Genomic DNA, 21122 nt, shown 5'->3' with positions numbered 1-21122 from the left:
TCGACGAACGCGGCCGCTCCGAGCAGGCGTTCGCCGAAGCACGCGACCGAGGATCTCGCCTGTGCGCTGCCTGGTCGCCTCCGGAAACCTCGCGGCCCGTGAACTCGTCGTCGGCGCCTACATCACCTTCGCGCGGATCCGCCTGGAGCGCGGAGCGTCACTGCCGGACGCTGTCCAGATCGGGACGCCGGTGGCGAGGCCGCGGCCATCCAGGGGTGTCAGAGTGCATCCACCGCGCTCACCCGCCAGCCGCTGTCCGTACGGGACATCGTCATCCGCACCCGGTTCAGATCCACCCGCGACCCCGAAACCTGCGTGCTCTCGGTGACCTGGTTGACGAAGAGCAGGACCACGACCTTGTCCGGTGAGGCCGAGACGACCGAGGCTGCCGGGGCTTCGCCGGTCGCAGGGGCGGCGACCGTCGCCTTCACCACGCCCCGGTACTTCGTGGCCGTCGGGCCGACCACCGTCTTCGTGGTCTTCGCGTACTCGTCGCGGAAGTCGCCGGTCAGGTGGGCGCGGGCCCTCGCGAAATCCCTGTCCAGGTGGCGGTGGTCGTACGACAGGACGGCCGGCGCCGCCTTGCGCGCGGCGGCGACCGCTTCGGCTCGGGCGTTCTCCGTCCGGCGTCCGTCCTGGTACTGCCGGCCCAGTACGGCGGCGGCCACCAGGGCGGCCACGAGGAGGATGCCGAGTGCCGCGGTGAGCAGCCGGCGTGGACGGGGGCGGTCGCCGTCCGCCGGCGGTGCGTCCTCCTCGAACGACTCCAGCGACGGCTCGGGCGGGTCCTCCCAGCCGTTCTCAGGGGCGTCGATCAGTACGGTGCGGCCGGCGACGGTGGTCTGCGGGGCCGGTTCGCGGTGGCCGCGCTCCGCTCGCTTGGCCGCCGCGCGGGCGGCTGCCGTCATCGTGCGCCGGGTGGGGGTCCCGGGGGCGCGGCCGGTGGTCGTCTTCGGCATGGTCGTACTCCTCAGTGGTGGTGCCGGTCAGCCGACGAACTCGACATCCGACGTGAGCCAGCGGCCGTCCCGGTGGACCAGGTCCAGTTGCAGGCGATACGTGCGCGCCTCTCCCTGCGGCACCGCCGTGTTGGTCACCTTGCTGTCGGCGACCACCAGGACCCGGGCCGAGTCCTCGTCGGAGCGGACGACGCCCGCTTCCAGGACCTGGCCTTCCGAGACCGACTTGTTCTGTGCCACCAGCCGTGTGAGCTGCTCCGTCTGGGCCGCGAACTGCTTCTTGAAGTCTCCGGTCGCGCCTGCCAGGACGTTCGCGCTGTCGCGGTCGTAGTGGCGGTAGTCGAGGGAGGTGAAGTTCAGTGCCGACTGACGGGCCGCCGCCAGGATGTCCTGGCGGCGCTGTTCCGCCTCGCGCTGTGTGCAGAGGCCGAGGGCCAGCCAGACCGCCAGTACGGTCGTGAGGATCGTCGCCGCGATCAGTCCCGCCGTGATCGCCCTTGAAGCCGGCACGCTCATCACCATCCTCATGCCATCGGGCCGACGAGCAGCCATTGCCACGACTCCTTTCCGAACACGGCCCGCTGGCCGCCTGTCGAGCCGATCTCGACGTTCCTTCCGTCCGGGCCGGTGGCGGTCCCGGTCTCCGGGTCGTACGGGGTGACGTGGGCCGCCTGGTTCTCGCCGCCGTACGTGGACCTCGCGCCCGGGGCGTTCTGCGCGCCCCGCACCGACGACTCGCTGCCCCGCGGGAGCGTGCAGCGGGCGTTCGTGTTCGCCTCGCGCGTGCTCGTGTCCGCCGGGTCCCGGCGCGTCGTGCCGTAGCCCTGGGTGCAGGCCGGCGGGTCGTCGGCGTTCAGCACCATGCCGAAGTGGGTCGTGCCGTCGCCCGGGACGACCGTGTAGCTGCCCGCCACCATCACCGGGAAGGTGACCAGCGCCTGTTCCACGCCGGGCAGCCTCGCAAGCGTCACCTGGCCGCCGCTGATCAGGTTCGCCAGCAGGACCGACAGCTCGGGCCCGGCCGACTTCAGCAGCGAGTTCACCTCCTGCGCCGCCGGCCGGGCATTGCCGATGAGTTTGCGCAGGTCACCGTCGCTGTCCTTCAACTGGGCGGAGAGCAAGGCCAGATCACGCGCGAATGATCTGATCGACGAGCCCTGGTCCGCCTGTGTCTTCAGGACCTTCCTCGAATCCTCGATCAGGGCGATGGTCTCGGGCAGCGCGTCGGACGCCGACTCCACCAGGTCGTTTCCCGAGTCCACCAGGCGGCTCAGGTTCGGGCCGGTTCCGGCGAAGGCGTCGCCCAACTCGTCGACCGTCACCCGGAGGTCTTCCTTGCCGACCGAGTTCACCAGACGGTCCAGGCTGAGGACCAGGTCCGTCGTCGGCAGCGGTACGCGGGTGTTCCGGCGCGGGATGTCGCCGCCCTCCAGCAAGTAGGGTCCGCGGGACGTGCGCGGTTGCAGGTCGACGTACTGTTCGCCCACCGCCGAGCGGTTCGCCACCACGGCCAGCGTGTCTGCGGGGATGCGAGGCGCGTCGTCCTCGATGTCGAGGGCGATCGAGACCCCGTTCCCGCCTGTCAGGTGCAGCGCTCCGACCCTGCCCACCGGCACCCCGCGATACGTCACCTCCGCGCCGGGGAAGACGCCCCCGGAGTCGGCGAAGTCCGCGCGCACGGTGTAACCGCCGTCCAGGACTTCGTCCACCAACCCCGTGTACTCGGCGCCCACATACGACACCCCCACCGCGGTGATCGTGGCGAAGGCCAGCAGTTGGACCTTGACCGTACGGGTGATCACGGCTGGACCCCCTTCAGCATCAGCTCGGCGAGTGCGAGGTCGATCCCCTCGGGCCAGCCGCCCCCGGCCACGAGTCCGGCGGCGCACACCGGCGGGCACAGCAGGTCTGCGCCGCCCCCGGACGGGGCCGAAGGAGACGACGGCGCGCCCGGGCCGTTCGGCAACGCCGTGGGTGTCGGCACGACCGGCAGCTCCGGGAGGTCCGGTACGTCCGGCAGGTCGGGGACCTCGGGCAGTTCGGGGCCCTCCGTGTCCCCGTTCCCCTCCGCGCCGTCACCGCCCGGCTTCTCCGTCAGGTTGCCGTAGATCCCCGCCAGGTCGAGGTCCGCGGTGATGTGGAGGTTCACGTAGTCGCCCTTGATCGCGTCCACCGCGTTGCGCGGGAACGGGTAGGTCGTCAACAGCTCAAGGGAGTTGGGCAGGTCGTCGCCCGCCTTGTTGAGCTGTTGCAGGATCGGGCGCAGCTGCTTCAGGTTGGCGACCGTGTCGTCGTGCGAGGCCTCGACCACCTCCGTGCCCGTCGTGCCGAGTTTCGACAGCGCCGTCAGCATCGCCGTCAGGTCGCGCCGCTGGTCGGCCAGGACCTTCAGTGCCGGGGGCATCTCCTCCACCGCCTCGGCGATGGTCTCCTTCTCCTTGCCGAGGCGTTCGGCGAGTCGGTCCACGGCCTTCAGCGCCCGGACGATGTCCTTCTTCTGCCGGTCCAGGCCGCCCAGGAAGGTGTCGAGCTCCCTCAACAGCGACTTGACCCGGTTCTCCCGGCCCTCCAGCGCCTTGTTCAGCTCCACGGTGATCGTCTTGAGCTGGGCCACACCGCCACCGTTGAGCAGGGCCGAAAGGGCCGACAGCACCTCCTCGATCTCCGGGTTGCGGCCGCTGCGGGAAAGCGGGATCACGTCGCCGTCGGTGAGGCGGCCGACCGGTGTGGTGCCCGTCGGTCCGGACAGCGCCACGTACTTCTCGCCGAGCATGCTGGTCTGCCGTAGCTCGGCCAGCGCGTTCGCCGGCAGCTTCACCGAGTCGGCGACCCGCAGGTGCACGCGCGCGTGCCAGCCGTCCAGCTCCACCTTCTCGACCGCGCCGACCGTCACGTTGTTGACCTTCACCGCCGACTGCGGCACCAGGTCCAGTACGTCACGGAACTCGACGGTGACGTGGTACGCGTTGCCGTCCGAGGCGGCGCCGCCGGGCAGCTGGACGTCGTACCAGCCGTTGAACTCGCAGCCGGTCAGGAGCAGCGAGCCGACCGCCGCCCACGCCGCCACCCCGCCCTTGCGCAGCCTGCTCATGCGCTCGCCCCCAGGATTCCGCCCAGCGTCCGGTCGACCGTGCCCGTGACCGCCGGCCCCTGCGGCACCTCCGGCAGGGAGTCGAACAGCTCCCGCAACTCCTCGCAGTCGGGGTTCTTGCCGCCCTCGTCCCCGGTCGTCCTGAGGACCGAGCACAGCAGCGACGCCGGGTCCTGCGCCTGATCGGCGTTGTTGCGGGTGTCGAGGGTGCCGGCCGACGGGTTGTAGGCGTTGTTCAGGTTCGACATGCCGGTCGGGGCGACCTCCAACAGCTCCTCCAGCGCGGCCCGTTGGGTCACGAGCACCTTGGTCACCTTGCTGAGACCCTCCACGTTCGAGGTCAGCGACTTCTTGTTCTTCCTCACGAAGGCCGACACGTCACCGAGCGCCGTGCCCAGGTTCTTCAGTGCCGCCGCCAGGTCCCTGCGCTCGCCCGCCAGCTGCTCGGCGACCTTCGCCAGGCTGCTGTTGAACGACCGCACGCTCTTGTCGTCGGCCGCCAGCGCCGCCGTGAAGACCTGGAGGTTGCGGATCGTGCCGAACAGGTCCGTGCGGCCGTCGGACAGGGTGGTGACCGCCGCCGAGAGATCCTCGACCGTCTGGTTGAGGTTCTTGCCCTGGCCGTCCAGGTTGTCCGCGCTGACCCCGAGCAGCCGGGACAGGGAGCCGTCCTTGTTGGCGCCGTCCGGGCCGAGTGCGTCGGCCGTGGTGTGGAGGCTGTCGAAGACACGGTCCAGCTCGACGGGGACGGCCGTACGCGACTGCGGGATCTCGTCCCCGTCCCGCATGACGGGGCCCTTCCGGTACACCGGCAGCAGCTGCACATAACGGTCGCTGACCACCGAGGAGTTGATGATGGCGGCCTGCGCGTCCGCCGGGACCCTGCGGCCCGCGTCGTACTCCAGCTCCACCCGCACCCGGCCGCCCTCCGGCGTGATCTCCTTCACCTCGCCGATCCGGACGCCGAGGACGCGGACGTCCGAGCCGGGGTAGATGCCGACCGTGCGCGGGAAGTACGCCGTGACGCGGACGGGCTCCGAACGCGGCCACAGGACGTAGGTGAGCGCGGCGACCACGGCCAGTACGGTCAGCAGGGCCAGGCGCTTCCTCCAACGGCTGCTCACTGCGCACCTCCGGTCCGGGTCCGCGGCACCACGGGAGCCGCGACCAGGTTCTGGACATAGGAGTCGAACCAGCGGCCGTTGCCGAGGGTGTTGGTGAAGAGCCGGACATAGGGGGCCAGGAGCTTGATGCTCCGGTCCAGGCTGGACTGGTTCCGTTCGAGCATCTCCACCACGCGGTCGAGGCCCTTGAGCGCGGGCCCGATCTCCTTGTCGTTGTCCTGGACGAGGCCGGAGAGCTGGATGCCGAGCGCGGCGGAGCTCTTCAGCAGTCTGTGGATCGCCTCGCGCCGCTTGCTGATCTCCTTGAACAGCTTGTCGCCGTCCTTGACCAGGGTGGTGAAGTCCGACGACCGGTCGGCCAGGACGCCCGTGACGCCGTTCGCGTGGTCGAGCAGCTCGCGCAGCGCCTTGTCGCGGGAGGCCACCGTCCGGGAGATCTGCGACAGGCCCTTGATGGACGCCCGTACCTCCGAGGGGGAGTCCTCGAAAGTGGTGGAGATCGTGTCCAGGGCCTTCGCCACGCGGTCGGTGTCGACCTTCTCCGTCGTGGTCGTGAGATCGCTGAAGGCCTGTACGACGTCGTACGCGGGGACGGTGCGGCGCAGAGGGATCTCGCTGCCGGCCTTCAACTGGCCCTTCCCCTTGGGGTGCAGGGCCAGGTACTTCGCGCCCAGGATCGTCTTGACCCGGATCGACGCGCCGGTCTGCGTCCCGAACCCCGGCTCGCCCTTGATCTTGAAGGTGACCTTGACGTGGTCGCCGTCCAGGTCGACCTCCTCCACCTTGCCGACCTTGACCCCGGCGATCCGTACCTCGTCGCCGGGCTTGAGACCGCCCGCCTCCGCGAAGGCCGCGCTGTACGTCTCGCCGTCGCCGATGACCGGCAGGCGGTCGGCGTTGAACGCGGCCACCGTCAGCAGTGCGAGGACGGTGAGACCCACCGCGCCGATGACGACGGCGTTGCGCTCACGGAAGGGGCCGAGGTGCGGGCGGCGGATGCGGGGGAGCCGGATGCGAGGCGGCTCGACGCGGACCTTGACCAGCGGTTGGCGACGCGGCTTTCGGCGCGGTGGGAGCCGTACCTTCGGCAGACGTATCCGCGGCAGCCTCGGCGGTTCCACCCGCACCCGGAACAGCGGCTCCGGGCGATGCTTACGGCTCATGCCCCGCACCTCGCCCTCGCCACATGCAGGTCGGGCGTGAGGACCTGCTTCGTCTTCGGCAGCACGATCCGGCCGTCGAAGTCACAGAGGTAGAAGTTGAACCACGAGCCGTAGGACGCCGTCCCCGTCAGCTCGCCCAGCTTGTTCGGCAGCCGCTTCAGCACGCCCTCCACGGTCTTCTCGTTGTCGTTCAGCGTCCCGGTGAGCTCGGTCAGCTCGGTGATGTCGTCCTTCAGCGGTGGACGCGCGTCCTTCAGCAGCCCCGAGGTGGCCTCCGTCAGATCGCCGATGCTCACCAGCGACCGCCCGATGGGCTTGCGGTCGGCGGACAGGCCCGAGACGACCCGGCGCAGCTGCTTGAGCAGCCCGGAGAAGCGGGCGCCGCGCTTGTCCAGCGTCGCCAGCACGGTGTTGAGGTTGTCGATCACCGAGCCGATCAGCTTGTCGCGGCCGGCCAGCGTCGAGGTGAGCGACGCCGTGTGGACGAGCAGGCTGTTGACGGTGCCGCCCTCGCCCTGGAGGGTCTTGATGATCTCGGTGGCGAGCTGGTTGACGTCCTTCGGGCTGAGCGCGGCGAAGAGCGGCTTGAAGCCGTTCAGCAGCGCGTTGAGGTCGAGGGCGGGCTGGGTGCGGGACAGCGGGATCGTCGCGCCGGGCCGCAGCGGCCGGGTGCCGTCGCCCGCGCCCTCGGTGAGCGCGACGTACCGCTGCCCGACCAGGTTGCGGTACCGGATGACCGCGCCCGTGCCGGTGAGCAGCGGCCGGTCCTCAGTGACCGTGAAGGTCACCTCGGCCAGCGTCCGGTCCTTGATCCGGATGCCCTCGACCTCGCCGACCCGCACCCCGGCCACGCGGATGTCGTCGCCCTCCTCCAGACCGGTGACGTCGCTGAACACCGCGCGATAGCGATGCTCCGGGGTGAAGGAGATGTTCACGATGGTGGCCGCGAGCAGGGCTGTCGCCAGCACGGTCACCAGCGCGAAGAGGCTGAACTTGATGAGGGGAGCGGCGGTCTGCCGTGCGCCTGCGGTTCTCATGCGACGGTCACCGCCGTCCCGCGCGCCAGCGGCCCGAACAGCAGCGTCGCCACCGGCGGCACCTCGTCGGTGGGCACGCCCAGGACCGGGGCCACGAGCGAGCCGACGGCCCGCTGCTCGGCCACGGTGGCGGAGACGCCGAGCGGGCCGGCTGGGGACGAACCCGGCTTCTTGGAGCCGTCGTTCAGGTGGACGCCCGGCGCCGGCACCTGCGGATGCGGCAGGCCGTGGCAGTTCGGCCCCGACCGCTCGCCGTAACGCGGCTCCTCACCCGGCTCGTACGCTCCCTGCGGCCGTACGACCTCCAGTGTGATGTGCATCTTGCCGCCCCGGAACGCCTCCTCCGAGGCCTTCTCCTGCCGGACCAGACCGGCCAGCAGACACGGGTACTCGGGGGAGTAGCGGGCGAACAGCTCCAGTGTCGGGCGGGAGACCCGGCCGAGGGTGATCAGCCTGTCGCCGTTCGCGTCGAGGAAGTCCTCCGCCGTGCCGGCCACGGCCGCCGTGGTCTTCAGCGCCGCCGCCAGCCTGTCCTTCTGCTCGACGAGCGTGCGGCTGGTGGTGACGGTGTTGCGCAGGATCTCCATCAGGTCGGGCGCCGCGTCGCCGTAGATCTCGGCGACCTCGGCGAAGCGGGCGATGTCCTCGGTGAGGGACGGCAGATGGGGGTTGAGGCGGCGCAGATAGGCCTCCAGGCGGGTGAGGTTGTCGCCGATGCGGTCGCCGCGGCCTTCGAGGGCGGTGGCGAACGCGGAGAGGGTGGCGTTGAGCTTGCCGGGCTGGACGGTTCGCAGCAGGGGCAGCAGGTCGTTCATCAGTTGCTGGACCTCGATGCCGACCCTGGTGCGGTCCTGGGTGATGACGTCACCGGCTCGGATCGGGCGGGCGGACGAGGACCCGGCGCGGGCCGGCGGCACCAGGTCGACGTACTTCTCGCCGAACAGCGTCTTGGGCAGCAGCCGCGCATGGACATCGGACGGGATGTACGCGACGTGCTCCGGCTTGAGCGCGATGTCCAGCGTCGCCTTCGTCCCGTCGGCGTGCACCTCGCGCACCTCGCCTACCAGCAGTCCGCGCAGCTTGACGTCGGCCCGCGGATCGAGCTGGTTGCCGAGGCTGTCGGCCTCCAGGGTGATCCGGACGACCGGCGTGAACACCTGCCGGTAGACGGCCACGGACAACGACAGCAGCAGCGCGAGTACGGCCAGGAACACGAGGCCGTACAGCCGCAACCTCAGCACCCTCGGCACCCTTGACGCCCTCATCAGGCGGCTCACCCCGCGATCCGTACGGTCGTGTTGGCGCCCCAGATCGCCAGCGACAGGAAGAAGTCCAGGACGTTGATCGCCACGATCGAGGTCCGCACCGCACGGCCCACCGCGACACCGACGCCCGCCGGGCCGCCGCTCGCGTAGTAGCCGTAGAAGCAGTGCACCAGGATGATCACGACGGCGAAGACGAGCACCTTGCCGAAGGACCACAGCACGTCGACCGGGGGCAGGTACTGCTGGAAGTAGTGGTCGTAGGTGCCGGCCGACTGGCCGTAGTAGCCGGTGGTGATGGTGCGGGCGGCGAGGTACGACGACAGCAGGCCGATCACGTACAGCGGGATCACCGCGACGAACCCGGCGATCATCCGGGTCGTCACCAGGAACGGCAGCGAGGGCACGCCCATGACTTCGAGCGCGTCGGTCTCCTCGCTGATCCGCATCGCCCCGAGCTGGGCCGTGAACCCGGCGCCGACCGTCGCGGACAGCGCGAGTCCGGCCACCAGCGGGGCGATCTCGCGGGTGTTGAAGTACGCCGAGAGGAACGCCACGAAGTTGGAGGTACCGAGCTGGTTGAGGGCCGCGTAGCCCTGGAGTCCGACCTCGGTGCCGGTGAAGAAGGACAGGAAGGCGATCACGCCCACCGTGCCGCCCACGACGGCGAGCGCGCCGCGGCCGAAGCTCACCTCGGCGAGCAGCCGCAGGATCTCCTTCTTGTAGCGGCGCAGAGTGCGGCCGGTCCAGGCCAACGAGCGGCCGTAGAAGGAGAGTTGGGCGCCCAGTGCTTCCAGTGAGCGCAGCGGGCGATCAAGAAGTCTCATCGGTTGGCTCCTCAACCCCTCTGCGGGACGACCTGGAAGTACACCGCGGTCATCACGAAGTTGGTCACGAACAGCAACATGAAGGTGATCACCACCGACTGGTTCACCGCGTCGCCCACACCCTTCGGACCGCCCTTCGCGGTGAGCCCCTTGTAGGAGGCGACGATCCCCGAGATCGCGCCGAACACCAGCGCCTTGACCTCGGCCGCCCACAGGTCGGAGAGCTGGGCGAGGGTGGTGAAGGAGGCGAGATAGGCGCCGGGCGTGCCGTTCTGCAGGACGACGTTGAAGAAGTAGCCGCCCGCCACGCCGACCACCGACACCAGGCCGTTGAGCAGCACCGCCACCAGCATCGACGCCAGGACGCGCGGCACGACCAGGCGGTGGATCGGGTCGATGCCCAGCACCTGCATGGCGTCGATCTCGTCGCGGATCTTCCGTGCCCCGAGGTCGGCGCAGATCGCCGTGCCGCCGGCGCCCGCGATCAGCAGCGCGGTGACGATCGGCGAGGCCTCGCGCAGCACGGCCAGCACGGAGGCGGCCCCGGCGAAGGACTGGGCGCCGAGCTGGCGGGTCAGGCTGCCGATCTGCAGCGCGATGACCGCGCCGAAGGGGATGGAGACCAGGGCCGTCGGCAGGATCGTCACGCTGGCGACGAACCACGCCTGCTGGATGAACTCCCGTACCTGGAAGGGCCGTCGGGGGATCGTCCGGACGACGTCGAGCGCCATCGCGAACAGGCTGCCCGAGTGCCGCAGCGCTCCGATCGGTGACAGACTCATGCGCTCGCCACCGTCTTCCGGTGCGGCGCGGCCTCGCGCCGGGCGATCGCCTCCCAGCGCGGTGGCCGGGGGATGCCCGGCCCCGGCAGCAGGCGGGGAGTCAGAGCCTGGCTGCCGGGGGACTGCGTGCCCTCGCCGTCGTCGCCGAGGGCGGCGAGCTCCTGCTCGACCTGAGCGGCGTCCTTCTCCTCCGCCATGCCGATCGGGCCCTGCATCCGGCCGTTCAGGAACTGCCTTACGACGGGTTCGTCGCTGGTCAGCAGTTCCTCGCGGGGCCCGAACATCACCAGCTCGCGGCGGAACAGCAGTCCGATGTTGTCCGGGACCTGGCGGGCCGAGGCGATGTCGTGCGTGACGATCAGGAAGGTCGCGTCGATCTGGGCGTTGAGGTCGACGATGAGTTGGTTGAGGTAGGCGACGCGGACCGGGTCGAGGCCCGAGTCCGGCTCGTCGAAGAGGATGATCTCCGGATCCAGGACCAGGGCCCGGGCCAGTCCGGCCCGCTTGCGCATTCCGCCGGAGATCTCGCCGGGCAGCTTCTCCTCGGCGCCGATCAGCCCGACCATGTCCATCTTCTCCAGCACGATGCGCCGGATCTCGCTCTCGGACTTACGGGTGTGCTCGCGCAGCGGGAAGGCGATGTTGTCGTACAGGTTCATCGAGCCGAACAGCGCGCCGTCCTGGAACAGCACGCCGAACAGCTTCCGCACCTCGTACAGGTCGTGCTCGCGCAGCCGTGTGATGTCCCGGCCCTGGATGGTGATCGAGCCCCGCTCCGGCTTCAGCAGGCCGACGAGCGTCTTGAGGAACACCGACTTGCCCGTCCCCGAAGGGCCGAGCATGACCGATACCTCCCCGGCGGGCAGCGTCAGCGAGACGTCCTGCCAGATGACCTGGTGACCGAAGGACTTGGTCAGCCCTTCCACACAGATCTCGACACCCATCCGGTTCCACCCTTCAGCCCATGCCCGTGGAGCAGCTCTGACATCTGCTCTACGGGGAGGGGAGGGGCGTCCGTCGCTCGGGTCGCGGAATTTTTTTCGGGCGGTTTCCGGGCGGCGGTTCGGGTGGGTCCACGACCGTGGGTCCGGGTTACGGCAGTGGGGCCGCCGTCGGGAGGGGGAGCGCGGCCGACGGTACGGCCGAGGGCTCGGCCGGCAGGTCAGGGGCCTCGGGCAGTTCTGGTGTCCCGGGCAGTTCCGGGAGCTCCGTCACCTGCGGGACCTCTGGCGCGGACAGCACCGGCAGGGGGGACACCGGGACCGCGGGCACCGAGACCGCGGGCACCGAGACCGCCGGCACCGAGACCGCGGGCACCGGCACGTCCGGCAGCGACGGCACGGACAGCGGCCGGAACGATTCCGCCGACGGCGACCCGGCCACCCTGTCCTCGGCCCCCGTCGCCGCGGGCCGGTTGTCCCGGGGCGTGCCGCGCACACCGCTGCCGTCCGGCCGCAACGCCTCCGGACCCGGCGAGGTGACAGTGGGCCGCGGAGCCGTACCGCCCTCACCCGCACCCGCGTCCCGGTCCAGCGCGTGCGGCAGCACGAACCCCGCCACCGCCAGCGTCGCCGCCGTCGAGGCCACCGCCACGGCCTGCACCTTGGCGCCGCCGCGCGGCCGTCCCCACCCGATGAGGAACAGCGCGAAGCCGAGGGTGGCGGCCAGCGACTGCCGCAGCGTCCGCCGCGCCCGGGCCAGCAGCGACTCGACGGTCCGGTAACTGAGCCCCATCCGGACGGCGACCTGCCCGACGTCGAGGTCCTGCGACTTCAGCCGCAGCGCCTCGGCCTGCCGGGCAGGCAGCTCACCGCTGCGCACCGCCAGCCACTTCGCCTCGGCCCGGTCGCACACCGCCTCCTCGACGGGGACCGGACCGGGCGCGATGAGCGTCGGACTGGTCCGCACCTCGGCCTCACGGTTCACCTGCCGGTACCGGTCGACGCACAGCCGCATCGTCACCGTCGTCAGCCACGCGGCCAGCCGCTCGTCGTCCAGGTCGGGCCGCTCTGCGGCGCGCAGCATCGCCTCGTGCACCGCGTCCTCGGCGTCCTCCGCACTCATCGACCTGCGCCGGGCCACCTTGAGCAGTTGCTCGCGGTGGCTCCACATGTGCCGCCACCGTTCGTCGGCGGCGTGCAGCTCCGCAGGTGTCTCTGCGGGCATGTCCGCAGGCATGTCCGTCGCCATGAGGGCCCCTTCGCGCTTCGAGCCTGTGTCCGAACCCCGGCCGGGGGCGCTGCCCGGCACGCGCTCCCCCGGAGGGGACCCCAGCCGCGGTGCCGAACCGCCCACGTGGCTCGTTCCCCATCGAGGGCGGCGTCGGCGCCTTGCGATCGCACGCACCGGTCGACGCGCGCTGATCCGGCCGGGGTTCGGACACAGGCTCATCCCACCGGTTCCGTTCCGTCCGGCGGGGCGCGACATTACCGCCGAGTATCGGCAGTTGTGGAGGGGGTGGCGGTCATCGATTCCGCGCCGTTACTGGTCAGCGGGACGCCGCCGGGCAGCAGGTCGTCGCCGGGAGGCTCGATGTCCGGGGTGGGGAGGGGGAGTTGGGAGTCCTCGGTCTCCACGGGTTCGGTGGCCGGACGGGACGGGGCGGGGGCCGGTGAAGCGGGGGCCGACGGCGGGTGGGAGGGGGACGGGTTCGGACGGGCGGAGGGGCGGGTCGGCGAAGCCTCCCGCGGCTGCGACGGTGACGGCTCGGGGCGTTCCGCGGAGCCGCGGCCGTCCCCGACGACACCGTGTCCGTCCAGGAAGTACGCGTACCAGGCGCGGACCGTGCGCAGATAGGCCGCCGAGTGGTTGTAGCCGAGAATCGCCCGGTCCAGGTCGGCGGGGTCCGACAGGTCCCGCCCGCCCGCACAGAGATACCGCCCGGCGGCGAGGGCCGCGTCGAAGACGTTGTTCGGGTCCCTGCGCCCGTCACCGTTGCCGTCCGCGCCCCAGCGGACCCACGTCGACGGGATGAACTGCATCGGACCGACCGCGCGGTCGTACGCCGTGTCCCCGTCGTGGGTACCGCCGTCGGTGTCCCGGATCAGCGCGAAGGCCACGCCGTCCAGCCGTGGGCCGAGGATCGGTGTCACGGTCGTACCGTCCGACGTCACCCTCCCGCCCCGGGCATGCCCGGACTCCACCTGGCCGATCGCCGCCAGTACCTGCCACCGCAGCCGGCAGCCGGGTGCTTCGCGTGCGAGCCGCTCCTCCGCTCGCCGGTATGCGGCGAACGCGCTCGCCGGCAGCGCGGCGGCCCTCTCCGCGGGCGCCCTGTCGCCGTCGGGCGTTCCGGTCCGCAGCGGTGGCAGCTCCGTGCGGTACGGAGCGTCGCCGGAGACGCTCGGTCCGTGCTCGGCGGGTGTGTGCCTCGATGCCGGTGCCGCGGCGTGTGCCGGGGCCGCCCCCGGCGCCTGTGAGGCGGTCAGTGCGGCCATCGCCGCGATCGCGGCCGCCGTACCCCTGGCGGTTCTGACTCCGTGCCCTGCCACTCTCTGTTCCCCTCCCTGCGGACGTCTGTCCGTCGTCTGCTCTACGGGGAAGGGCGGCGGGTCCGTCGCCGGGCTCGCGCGTGTGCTGCTACGGCGGTTTCCGATTCCCGCCCAGCGCCTCCTCCGCCCGCTGGTCGACGATGTGGGTGACCAGGTGCTGAGCCGCTCCGAAGACGATCGACCAGCCGAAGATCTGTGCGGAACTGTCGAGATTGCTCAGGCCCGGCACGAAGGCGCCCTTGATGAGGAGGATCCCGGCGACGGCGGACAGCGCGCCCAGCGGGAATTTCAGTACCGCCGCGGCGAGCGGCAGACGGAACTGGTACTGCGTGACGTGGTCCGGCTGGATCCGGCGCACTGCCGTCACGACGGTCAGTGCCGCTCCGATGAGCCCCGCGAACTCCACGGTCAGCACGTCCCGGGGCCTGGCGTAGTCCGCGGTGACGACGGCCGTGACGGCGGGGGGCTGGGCCAACGGGGGAAGGCCCACGAGAGGGACCTCGTGTTCGCCGGTGGGGCAGACCACCCTGTTGCCGGGCGGCTGGGGACGGAAGCACAGATCCACGGTGTCCTCGTCGGTGTGGCCCCACACCGCAAGGGCGACCAGCCCCAGCGTCACCGCCACCGTGAGGCACCAGAGCAGGTCCGCCAGGATGCGTACCCGCCTGTGCTTGCCGCCCAGAAACGCGTAGGCGAAGACCTGCGCCCTGACCAGGGTGTCCCGCTCCTGAGCCGTGAGGGCGGCGTCGTCGGCCTCCACCCGCGCGGCGACGTCCTCGACGGCCTTGCGCTGGGGGCTGCCCTCCGACAGGTTGCGTCGCACCATGCCCAGCACTTCGGGGGTTCGCGCCCGGGCCTCGTCATCGGAAACGAGGGAGAACAGCTCGGCGTCGGCGGCGCGGACGTTCGACCAGATGCGTTCCAAGGTGCCGGATCTGCGCCGGAACCTCGACGCGCTCAGGCATGCTTCCTCGGCTTCCTCGAGATGCCGCCTCGCTCCGTCGAGCGCGCACCCGCGCCGACCGTCTTCGCCCTCCGCGACACGGCACTCCTCGCGGGCGAGCTGGGTCCGCAGACGGGAGATCACCGTCAGCGGCAGCTCGCGCCAGGACGCGAGAGTCTTCCTGCGCCGCGCCGACATCCGGGCCTCCGTGGCTTCCCTCGTGAGACTCCAGTACGACACGCCTGTGCTCCGCACCACCAGGCAGGCTGCTCCCCATGGGTGACGCGCCGACCGGCCCCAGGCCCTCCCGCCCCGCCCGTCACCGCTCCGGCCTATCCCTGGAGGCCAGAGCCCCGGGCTTCATCTACTCAGGACTCAGGAGGAGTGAACCCAGGACGCTCGGAGGCAAGCCGTGGACGACAACCGCAGACTCCCCCTCGTCTACGTCCGCGGCTTCGCCGGAGGCACCCGAGGGATCGACAAGGCGGTGGACGACCCCTTCTACGGCTTCAACGAGGGCTCCGTGCACATCCGCGTCGGCGCGCACAACCAGCCGCACTTCCACCAGTTCGAAAGCCCCCTGCTGCGCCTGCTGAGGGAGGAGGGTTACGAACTGCTCGTGAAGGGAGACCAGGCGGCCTATCTGGCCGATCATGAGGAGATCCCCGCCAACACCGTCTGGATCCACCGCTTCTACGACCGCTCGGCCACCACCTGGGGCGGCAGCCCCCAGGAGTACCGGCTGGAGAACGCCGCTGCCGACCTGCTCGATCTCATCGACCGGATCCTCGACCGGACCGGGGCGCCCGCCGTCATCCTCGTCGCCCACTCCATGGGCGGGCTGATCTGCCGATGTCTGCTGCAGAAGGTTCTGCCGGACCGGGGGCGGGACGCCGTCGGCTGTGTCGCGAAGCTCTTCACCTACGGCACCCCGCACGGCGGCATCACCTTCGAACTCGGTGGCGGGCTGCTGGAGCGGCTTCGGGACATGACCGGCGTTCAGGGTGCGGACATCTTCGGTCCCCGGCGGATGTACCAGTACCTCACTCCGCAGGCCGACTTCGACCCCGACGGCCCGCCCGAGGGCTGGGACGCCCGCCGGATGCCCACCGGACCGGGGGCGCTTCCCGTCGAGCGGGTCTTCTGTCTGGTCGGCACCGACCCGGCCGACTACGACGTCGCCCTCGGGCTGTCCTCCGCCGCCGTCGGGCCGCACAGCGACGGGCTGGTGCAGATCGAGCGGGCGTATGTGCCGGGGGCACACCGCGCCTTCGTGCATCGCAGTCACAGCGGGCGCTACGGGATGGTCAACTCCGAGGAGGGGTACCAGAATCTGCGCCGGTTCCTGTTCGGGGACACCAGGATCGAGGCATCGCTCGTCGGCTACCGGTTGCGCCGTGACGGCGAGCTCGTGTGGCAGGCCGAGACACGGCTGTCGGTGCGGGGGCTGCCTGTCGTGATGCATCAGCGGCTCGCGGCCCACTGGTGCCCCATCCAGCTCGAGGCGCCCCCGGACGGGCAGGAGGCGTCGGCGACGGTGTCGCTCGCGACCACCTTCCTCAACAGCGGCCTCAGACAGGCCGAGGGCGAACCCATGCGGTTCATCCTCGATGTACGGCTCATCTCCTTGCGCGAGCGGCGCGGCATTCTCAGCCTCGGCGACCACCTGGAGCAGACCGCCGACTTCTCCGACACCCTCGTCATCGACGTCGGCACACCGGAGGCCGGCCCCGGTATCTGGGCCGCCTGGAACTCGGACATCGAAGGCGCCATCCGCGACCACCGCGTCGCCGGGGAACCCCGGGTCGACGAGGACCCCACCCCGGATCGCTGGGTCGCCCACATTCCCCTGCCCATCACCGCCGCACCCCTCGTCGGCCGCGACGCGCGGATCCGGCTCGTCGCCACGCCCTGGACGTGAGGGCGTGAGCGGCAGGCAGGGGGACGCGCCTACTCGCCTCAGGCACCCGCGGGTAAAGTGACCGTATGCCGAAGCCGCCGTCGACCGACGCGGTAGCGGAGGTCCTGCTCGTCGTCGGTGATGCCCGTACGTCCGAGCCGCTTTCCACGGTGCTGGAGCTGGCCGGCTACCGGACCGTCGCGGTGGACCGGGCCACCGAGGCCACCGACCGGCTCACCGAGCGCCGCTTCGATCTGGTCATCCTGGACGTGACGCTGCCGGACACCGACGCCCTCCGGCACAGTCGCCGTCTCCTCGCCCCCGACCGTCCGGCCGTCCTGCTCCTCACGGGCAGTGGTGAGTTCCTGGGCAGCCTCCCCGGGGGCGGCCCCGACGGCGCGGACGGCGTGGCCGGGCCGGGCGGCGGGGCCTTTGGCCGGGTGGCCGAAGTGCTCGCCCGTGCACGGCAGTTGGTGCGCAGCGGGGAGCCCGGCGGATGGGACGGCGCCCTGCGATACGGCGACCTCGTGCTGGACCACTCCACCCGTCGCGCCCGGCGCGGCGAGCGCACCATCGAGCTCACGCCCGCCGAGTACCGGCTGCTGCGCTGCCTGCTGGTGAACGCCGAGCGCGTGCTGTCCAAGGAGCAGATCGGGCGGCACGTCTGGGACGACCCGCCGACCGACAGCGCGATCGAGCGGCTCGTCTCACGGCTGCGGCTCAAGGTGAACGGGGAGCAGGCCGCGCTGATCCACACCCGGCGGGGGTTCGGCTACTGGCTGGGGCAGGCCGTGGGGCCGTAGGCACCCGGTCGGCGCCGTGTGGTCCGGAGCACCTTGATCACGTGTCCGGGATATGTCCGGGAGCTGTCAGCCCGGTTCGCTTGACTGGCGCTCACTTCCCCTGACCCGGCCCTCCCGTGGCCGGCCCCACGACCAGGAGAGCACCCATGCCCGAGCCCCAGCACCTGGACTTCGACATCGAAGCCCTGCGCGCCAGGTACCGCGCCGAGCGCGAGCGGCGCATCCGACCCGACGGATCCGCGCAGTACCAGCAGCCCGTCGGTGAGTTCGGGGCGTACGACCAGGACCCCCACGCCGACCCGGAGTTCACCCGCGAACCTCTCCGGGACCGGGTCGAGGCGGTGGTCGTCGGCGGCGGGTTCGGCGGGCTGCTCGCGGGGGCGCGGCTGCGGCAGGCCGGGGTCGAGGAGATCCGGGTCATCGAGAAGGGCGCGGACTTCGGCGGCACCTGGTACTGGAACCGCTACCCGGGCATCCACTGCGACATCGAGTCGTACATCTATCTGCCGCTGCTCGAAGAGCTCGGCTACGTGCCGAAGTGGAAGTACTCCCCGGGCGAGGAGATCCGCGAGCACGCGCGGGCCGTCGCCCGGCACTTCGGCCTCTACGACCAGGCCTGCTTCCAGACCCAGGTCACCGAACTGCGCTGGCACGAGCACGAGTCGCAGTGGAGCGTACGCACCGATCGCGGCGACGAGATGCGGGCGCGCTACGTCGTCGTCTCCAGCGGCACCCTCAGCGAGGCCAAGCTGCCCGGCATCCCCGGCATCGAGACCTTCCGCGGGCACACCTTCCACACGAGCCGCTGGGACTACGACTACACCGGCGGCGACGCGAGCGGCGGTCTGACCGGGCTCGCCGACAAGCGCGTCGCCGTCATCGGCACCGGTGCCACCGCCATCCAGGTCGTGCCGCACCTCGGGGCCGACGCGGCGCAGGTGTACGTCTTCCAGCGGACCCCGTCCTCCGTCGACGTACGCGGCAACCGGCGCACCGATCCGGAGTGGGCGAAATCGCTCAAGCCCGGGTGGCAGCGGCTGCGCATGGAGAACTTCCTCAAGGTCGTCACCGGCGTCCGGCAGGACGAGGACCTGGTCAACGACGCCTGGACGTCCAGCGCGCGGCTCCAGGAGAAGCTCATCCCGACGAACGCCTACGCGGACGTCCCGGCCGAGGAGCGCGAACTCGCCTACGAGATCGCCGACTTCCAGAAGATGAACGAGCTGCGCGCCCGGGTGGAGGGCATCGTCGAGGACCCGGCGACGGCCGAAGCGCTCAAGCCCTGGTACCGCTACATGTGCAAGCGGCCCACCTTCAGCGACCACTACCTCCAGACCTTCAACCGGCCCAACGTCACCCTCGTCGACACCGCCGACACCCACGGCGTCGAGCGGATCACCGAGAACGCCGTCGTGGTGGGAGGCGAGGAGTACGAGGTCGACTGCATCGTCTTCGCCACCGGCTTCGACGTCGGCCGCTCGGGTGTGCTGTCCGGCAGACTTCCGGTGTACGGGCGGGGTGGAGCGGGGCTGCTGGAGACCTGGATGACCGAGGGGCTGAAGACGCTCCACGGGTTCACCACCCGCGGCTTCCCCAACCTTTTCCTGCTCGGCTCCATGCAGAACGCCGCCTCCGTCAATTTCGTCCACATCCTCGACGAACAGGCCACACATGTCGCCGAGGTCGTCGCGGAGGCCCGCGAGCGGCAGGCCCGGTACGTCGAGCCGACCGGTGAGGCGCAGGACGCCTGGGTGGCGACGATCCGTCAGAAGGCCGCCGACGTGTACGAGTTCCAGGCCGAGTGCACGCCCGGGTACTACAACAACGAGGGCCGGCCGCGAGAGCGCAGCGAGTCGTACGGGGACGGGCCCGTCGCCTTCCACGAGCTGCTGCGGCGCTGGCGGTCGGAGGGCGGCATGCGCGAGGTGCTGGTGGAGGGCGAGGCATGAGCCGCGCCCGCGAGTGGAGCGGTGAGCCGAGCAGGTACGGTGCGGCGGGCGGGCGCGACGGCGCCGCCAGTGCCCGGTGGGCGGTCGAGCGGCTCAACCCGCCCAACCGGCTGTGGGGTTCCAACGGCGTCGCCTTCGGGCCCGACGGGCGGCTGTACGTCGCCCAGTTCCTCGCCGGGCAGATCAGCGCCGTCGACCCGGCCACGGGGGACGTCGAGGTGGTCGTACCGATGGACAGTCCTGTGCAGTCACCGGACGACCTCGCCTTCGGGGCGGACGGCTCGATGTACATCGCCGACCTGGTGCCGGGGCGGGTGTGGCGGCGCGGCCCGGACGGTGAGTACACGCTCGTCTCAGGGGACGTGGCCAACCCCAACGGCATCACCTGCCTCGGCGACCGGCTGTTCGTGAACGAGATGAAGCCGGACGGTCGGCTGATGGAGCTCTTCCCCCACGGCGGCCGCGAGCCGGTGGTCCTCACCAACGGGCTCGCCCTTGGCAACGCCATGCAGGTCGGCCCGGACGGGCACCTCTACTACCCGCACATGATGAGCGGGCCGAACCCCCTGCTCACCGGGCAGGTCTGGCGGATCCCTCCGGACGGGGGCGCGCCCGAGGTCGTCGCCGACGACGTGCATCAGCCGGTCGCCGTCCGGTTCGACCAGGGCGGGGTGCTGCATGTGCTGTCCCGGGGCCCCGAGGGCATCGTCACCCGGCTCGACCTGCACGGCAGCGGTTCGCGGACCCTGGTCACCAGCGGCGTGGTCGGGCTGGACAACGCGGCCTTCGACGCCGAGAACCGCATGTTCGTCTCCAGCTACGCCAGCGGCGGCGTCACCGAGATGCACCCCGACGGGCGCATCCGCGAGATCGTGCCGCGCGGACTCGACGGACCGTACGGCGTGACGATCGACCTCGGCGGCACGGTGTACGCCGCCGACCACTACCGGGTGGCCGGGCCGTCGCCGACCGGCGTCACCACCCACTGCCTGCTGCACTTCGCGCACGGCATCGCGGCCGACGGCGAACTCCTTCACCTCACTTCGCAGTTCGGGCAGATCCAGACGTACGACCCCGGCAGCGGGGCCGTACGGGAGCGGGCCGGCGGGCTGCGGCGGCCGCTCGGCATCACGGTCGCCCCGGACGGCTCGCTCGTGGTCGCCGAGTCGGACGCCGGGCGGGTCGTGGCCATCGACGCGATGGACGCCCTCACCGTGCTCGCCGACGGGCTGGAGCAGCCTGTGGACGTGGCCTTCGACGCCGAGGGGCGCTGCTACGTCAGCGACGAGGGGCTCGGCGCGGTGCTGCGGATCGAGGCGGAGGGGCCGCCGACGGTCGTGGCGGACGGGCTGGAGGCGCCTCAGGGGGTGGCGGTCCGCGGCGACGAGCTGTTCGTCGTGGAGACGGGGGCGCGCAGGCTGCGGGCGGTGTCCCTCATCGAGGGAGCGGCGGGGGAGAGTCGTACCGACGCGGAGGACCTGCCGGTCGGGGCACCGCCGGGGGTCGTACCGCGTGCTGAGCCCGCCCTGTTCGCCAACGGGATGCCGGGCATGGCGCGTCGGTTCGCGGGGTTGGCGGTGGCGTCGGACGGGGCGCTGCTGTTGTCGGGAAACGGGGACGGGACGGTGTTGCGGTTGACGCCGGGACCGTGAGTGCCGCTGTGGGTGGGGGCGACTGCGGGCTCGGCGTGGCTGGTCGGGCCCACGCGGCGGAGCCGCATATGTCACAGCCCCGCGCCCCTCGGGGGTTGCTGGACCGTTCCCCGGTTCGCTCAGGCCGCTCAGGTGGGCC

Annotated in this window: 18 protein-coding genes; 4 read left to right on the top strand and 14 right to left on the bottom strand. The window is 71.2% G+C overall.

The window, feature by feature from the left end:
* Positions 1 to 218 precede the first annotated feature (218 nt).
* From ACZ4UU_RS03200 to ACZ4UU_RS03135, 14 genes are all read right to left on the bottom strand, one after another.
* The gene (locus ACZ4UU_RS03200) at positions 219 to 959 is read right to left on the bottom strand and encodes a hypothetical protein (RefSeq protein WP_468036180.1); all 741 of its coding nucleotides are present in this window, start codon (positions 957 to 959) and stop codon (positions 219 to 221) included.
* Positions 960 to 986: 27 nt separating this feature from the next.
* A complete protein-coding gene (locus ACZ4UU_RS03195) occupies positions 987 to 1475 on the bottom strand; it encodes a hypothetical protein (protein ID WP_468036179.1) in 489 nt (162 codons plus the stop codon).
* 8 nt (positions 1476 to 1483) lie between these two features.
* A complete protein-coding gene (locus ACZ4UU_RS03190; protein ID WP_468036178.1) occupies positions 1484 to 2761 on the bottom strand; it encodes an MCE family protein in 1278 nt (425 codons plus the stop codon).
* On the bottom strand, positions 2758 to 4050 hold the full coding sequence (locus ACZ4UU_RS03185; RefSeq protein WP_468036177.1) for an MCE family protein: 1293 nt from the start codon (positions 4048 to 4050) through the stop codon (positions 2758 to 2760). Before ACZ4UU_RS03185 ends, ACZ4UU_RS03190 begins: the two co-directional genes overlap by 4 nt.
* Positions 4047 to 5174 carry an MCE family protein gene (locus ACZ4UU_RS03180; protein WP_468036176.1) on the bottom strand — a complete coding sequence of 376 codons (1128 nt, stop codon included), beginning with the start codon at positions 5172 to 5174 and terminating at the stop codon, positions 4047 to 4049. The genes ACZ4UU_RS03185 and ACZ4UU_RS03180 overlap by 4 nt, the downstream gene beginning before the upstream one ends.
* The gene (locus tag ACZ4UU_RS03175) at positions 5171 to 6337 is read right to left on the bottom strand and encodes an MCE family protein (protein ID WP_468036175.1); all 1167 of its coding nucleotides are present in this window, start codon (positions 6335 to 6337) and stop codon (positions 5171 to 5173) included. Before ACZ4UU_RS03175 ends, ACZ4UU_RS03180 begins: the two co-directional genes overlap by 4 nt.
* The gene (locus ACZ4UU_RS03170) at positions 6334 to 7374 is read right to left on the bottom strand and encodes an MCE family protein (protein ID WP_468036174.1); all 1041 of its coding nucleotides are present in this window, start codon (positions 7372 to 7374) and stop codon (positions 6334 to 6336) included. Before ACZ4UU_RS03170 ends, ACZ4UU_RS03175 begins: the two co-directional genes overlap by 4 nt.
* Positions 7371 to 8639 (bottom strand): MCE family protein, encoded by a 1269-nt coding sequence (locus tag ACZ4UU_RS03165; protein ID WP_468036173.1) that lies wholly within the window; start codon positions 8637 to 8639, stop codon positions 7371 to 7373. Before ACZ4UU_RS03165 ends, ACZ4UU_RS03170 begins: the two co-directional genes overlap by 4 nt.
* An 8-nt stretch (positions 8640 to 8647) precedes the next feature.
* Positions 8648 to 9463 carry an MlaE family ABC transporter permease gene (locus tag ACZ4UU_RS03160; protein WP_468036172.1) on the bottom strand — a complete coding sequence of 272 codons (816 nt, stop codon included), beginning with the start codon at positions 9461 to 9463 and terminating at the stop codon, positions 8648 to 8650.
* 11 nt (positions 9464 to 9474) lie between these two features.
* Entirely contained in the window at positions 9475 to 10245 is a 771-nt protein-coding gene (locus tag ACZ4UU_RS03155) for an MlaE family ABC transporter permease (protein ID WP_468036171.1), read from the bottom strand.
* Entirely contained in the window at positions 10242 to 11189 is a 948-nt protein-coding gene (locus ACZ4UU_RS03150; protein ID WP_468036170.1) for an ABC transporter ATP-binding protein, read from the bottom strand. Before ACZ4UU_RS03150 ends, ACZ4UU_RS03155 begins: the two co-directional genes overlap by 4 nt.
* A gap of 148 nt (positions 11190 to 11337) precedes the next feature.
* Positions 11338 to 12435, bottom strand: coding sequence for an RNA polymerase sigma factor (locus ACZ4UU_RS03145; RefSeq protein WP_468036169.1), 1098 nt, complete (start codon positions 12433 to 12435; stop codon positions 11338 to 11340).
* A 236-nt stretch (positions 12436 to 12671) separates the two neighbouring features.
* Complete coding sequence (locus tag ACZ4UU_RS03140; protein ID WP_468036407.1) at positions 12672 to 13682, bottom strand: lytic transglycosylase domain-containing protein; 1011 nt, start codon at positions 13680 to 13682, stop codon at positions 12672 to 12674.
* Positions 13683 to 13824: 142 nt separating this feature from the next.
* Positions 13825 to 14919, bottom strand: a complete 1095-nt coding sequence (locus ACZ4UU_RS03135; protein ID WP_468036168.1) for a hypothetical protein — start codon at positions 14917 to 14919, stop codon at positions 13825 to 13827.
* A gap of 172 nt (positions 14920 to 15091) precedes the next feature.
* On the opposite strand from ACZ4UU_RS03135, the gene ACZ4UU_RS03130 reads away from it, so the two are divergent.
* From ACZ4UU_RS03130 to ACZ4UU_RS03115, 4 genes are all read left to right on the top strand, one after another.
* Positions 15092 to 16600, top strand: a complete 1509-nt coding sequence (locus tag ACZ4UU_RS03130) for an alpha/beta hydrolase (RefSeq protein WP_468036167.1) — start codon at positions 15092 to 15094, stop codon at positions 16598 to 16600.
* 65 nt (positions 16601 to 16665) lie between these two features.
* Positions 16666 to 17382: a response regulator transcription factor gene (locus ACZ4UU_RS03125; RefSeq protein WP_468036166.1), complete on the top strand. Its 717-nt coding sequence runs from the start codon at positions 16666 to 16668 to the stop codon at positions 17380 to 17382.
* Positions 17383 to 17528: 146 nt separating this feature from the next.
* Positions 17529 to 19331 carry a flavin-containing monooxygenase gene (locus ACZ4UU_RS03120; RefSeq protein WP_468036165.1) on the top strand — a complete coding sequence of 601 codons (1803 nt, stop codon included), beginning with the start codon at positions 17529 to 17531 and terminating at the stop codon, positions 19329 to 19331.
* A complete protein-coding gene (locus ACZ4UU_RS03115) occupies positions 19328 to 20983 on the top strand; it encodes a hypothetical protein (RefSeq protein WP_468036164.1) in 1656 nt (551 codons plus the stop codon). Before ACZ4UU_RS03120 ends, ACZ4UU_RS03115 begins: the two co-directional genes overlap by 4 nt.
* Positions 20984 to 21122 lie beyond the last annotated feature (139 nt).

The sequence above is a fragment of the Streptomyces sp. NPDC028907 genome (genome assembly GCF_055564995.1).
The sequence above is the reverse complement of the archived record's forward strand: the minus strand, read 5'-3'. Positions and strand labels throughout refer to the sequence as shown.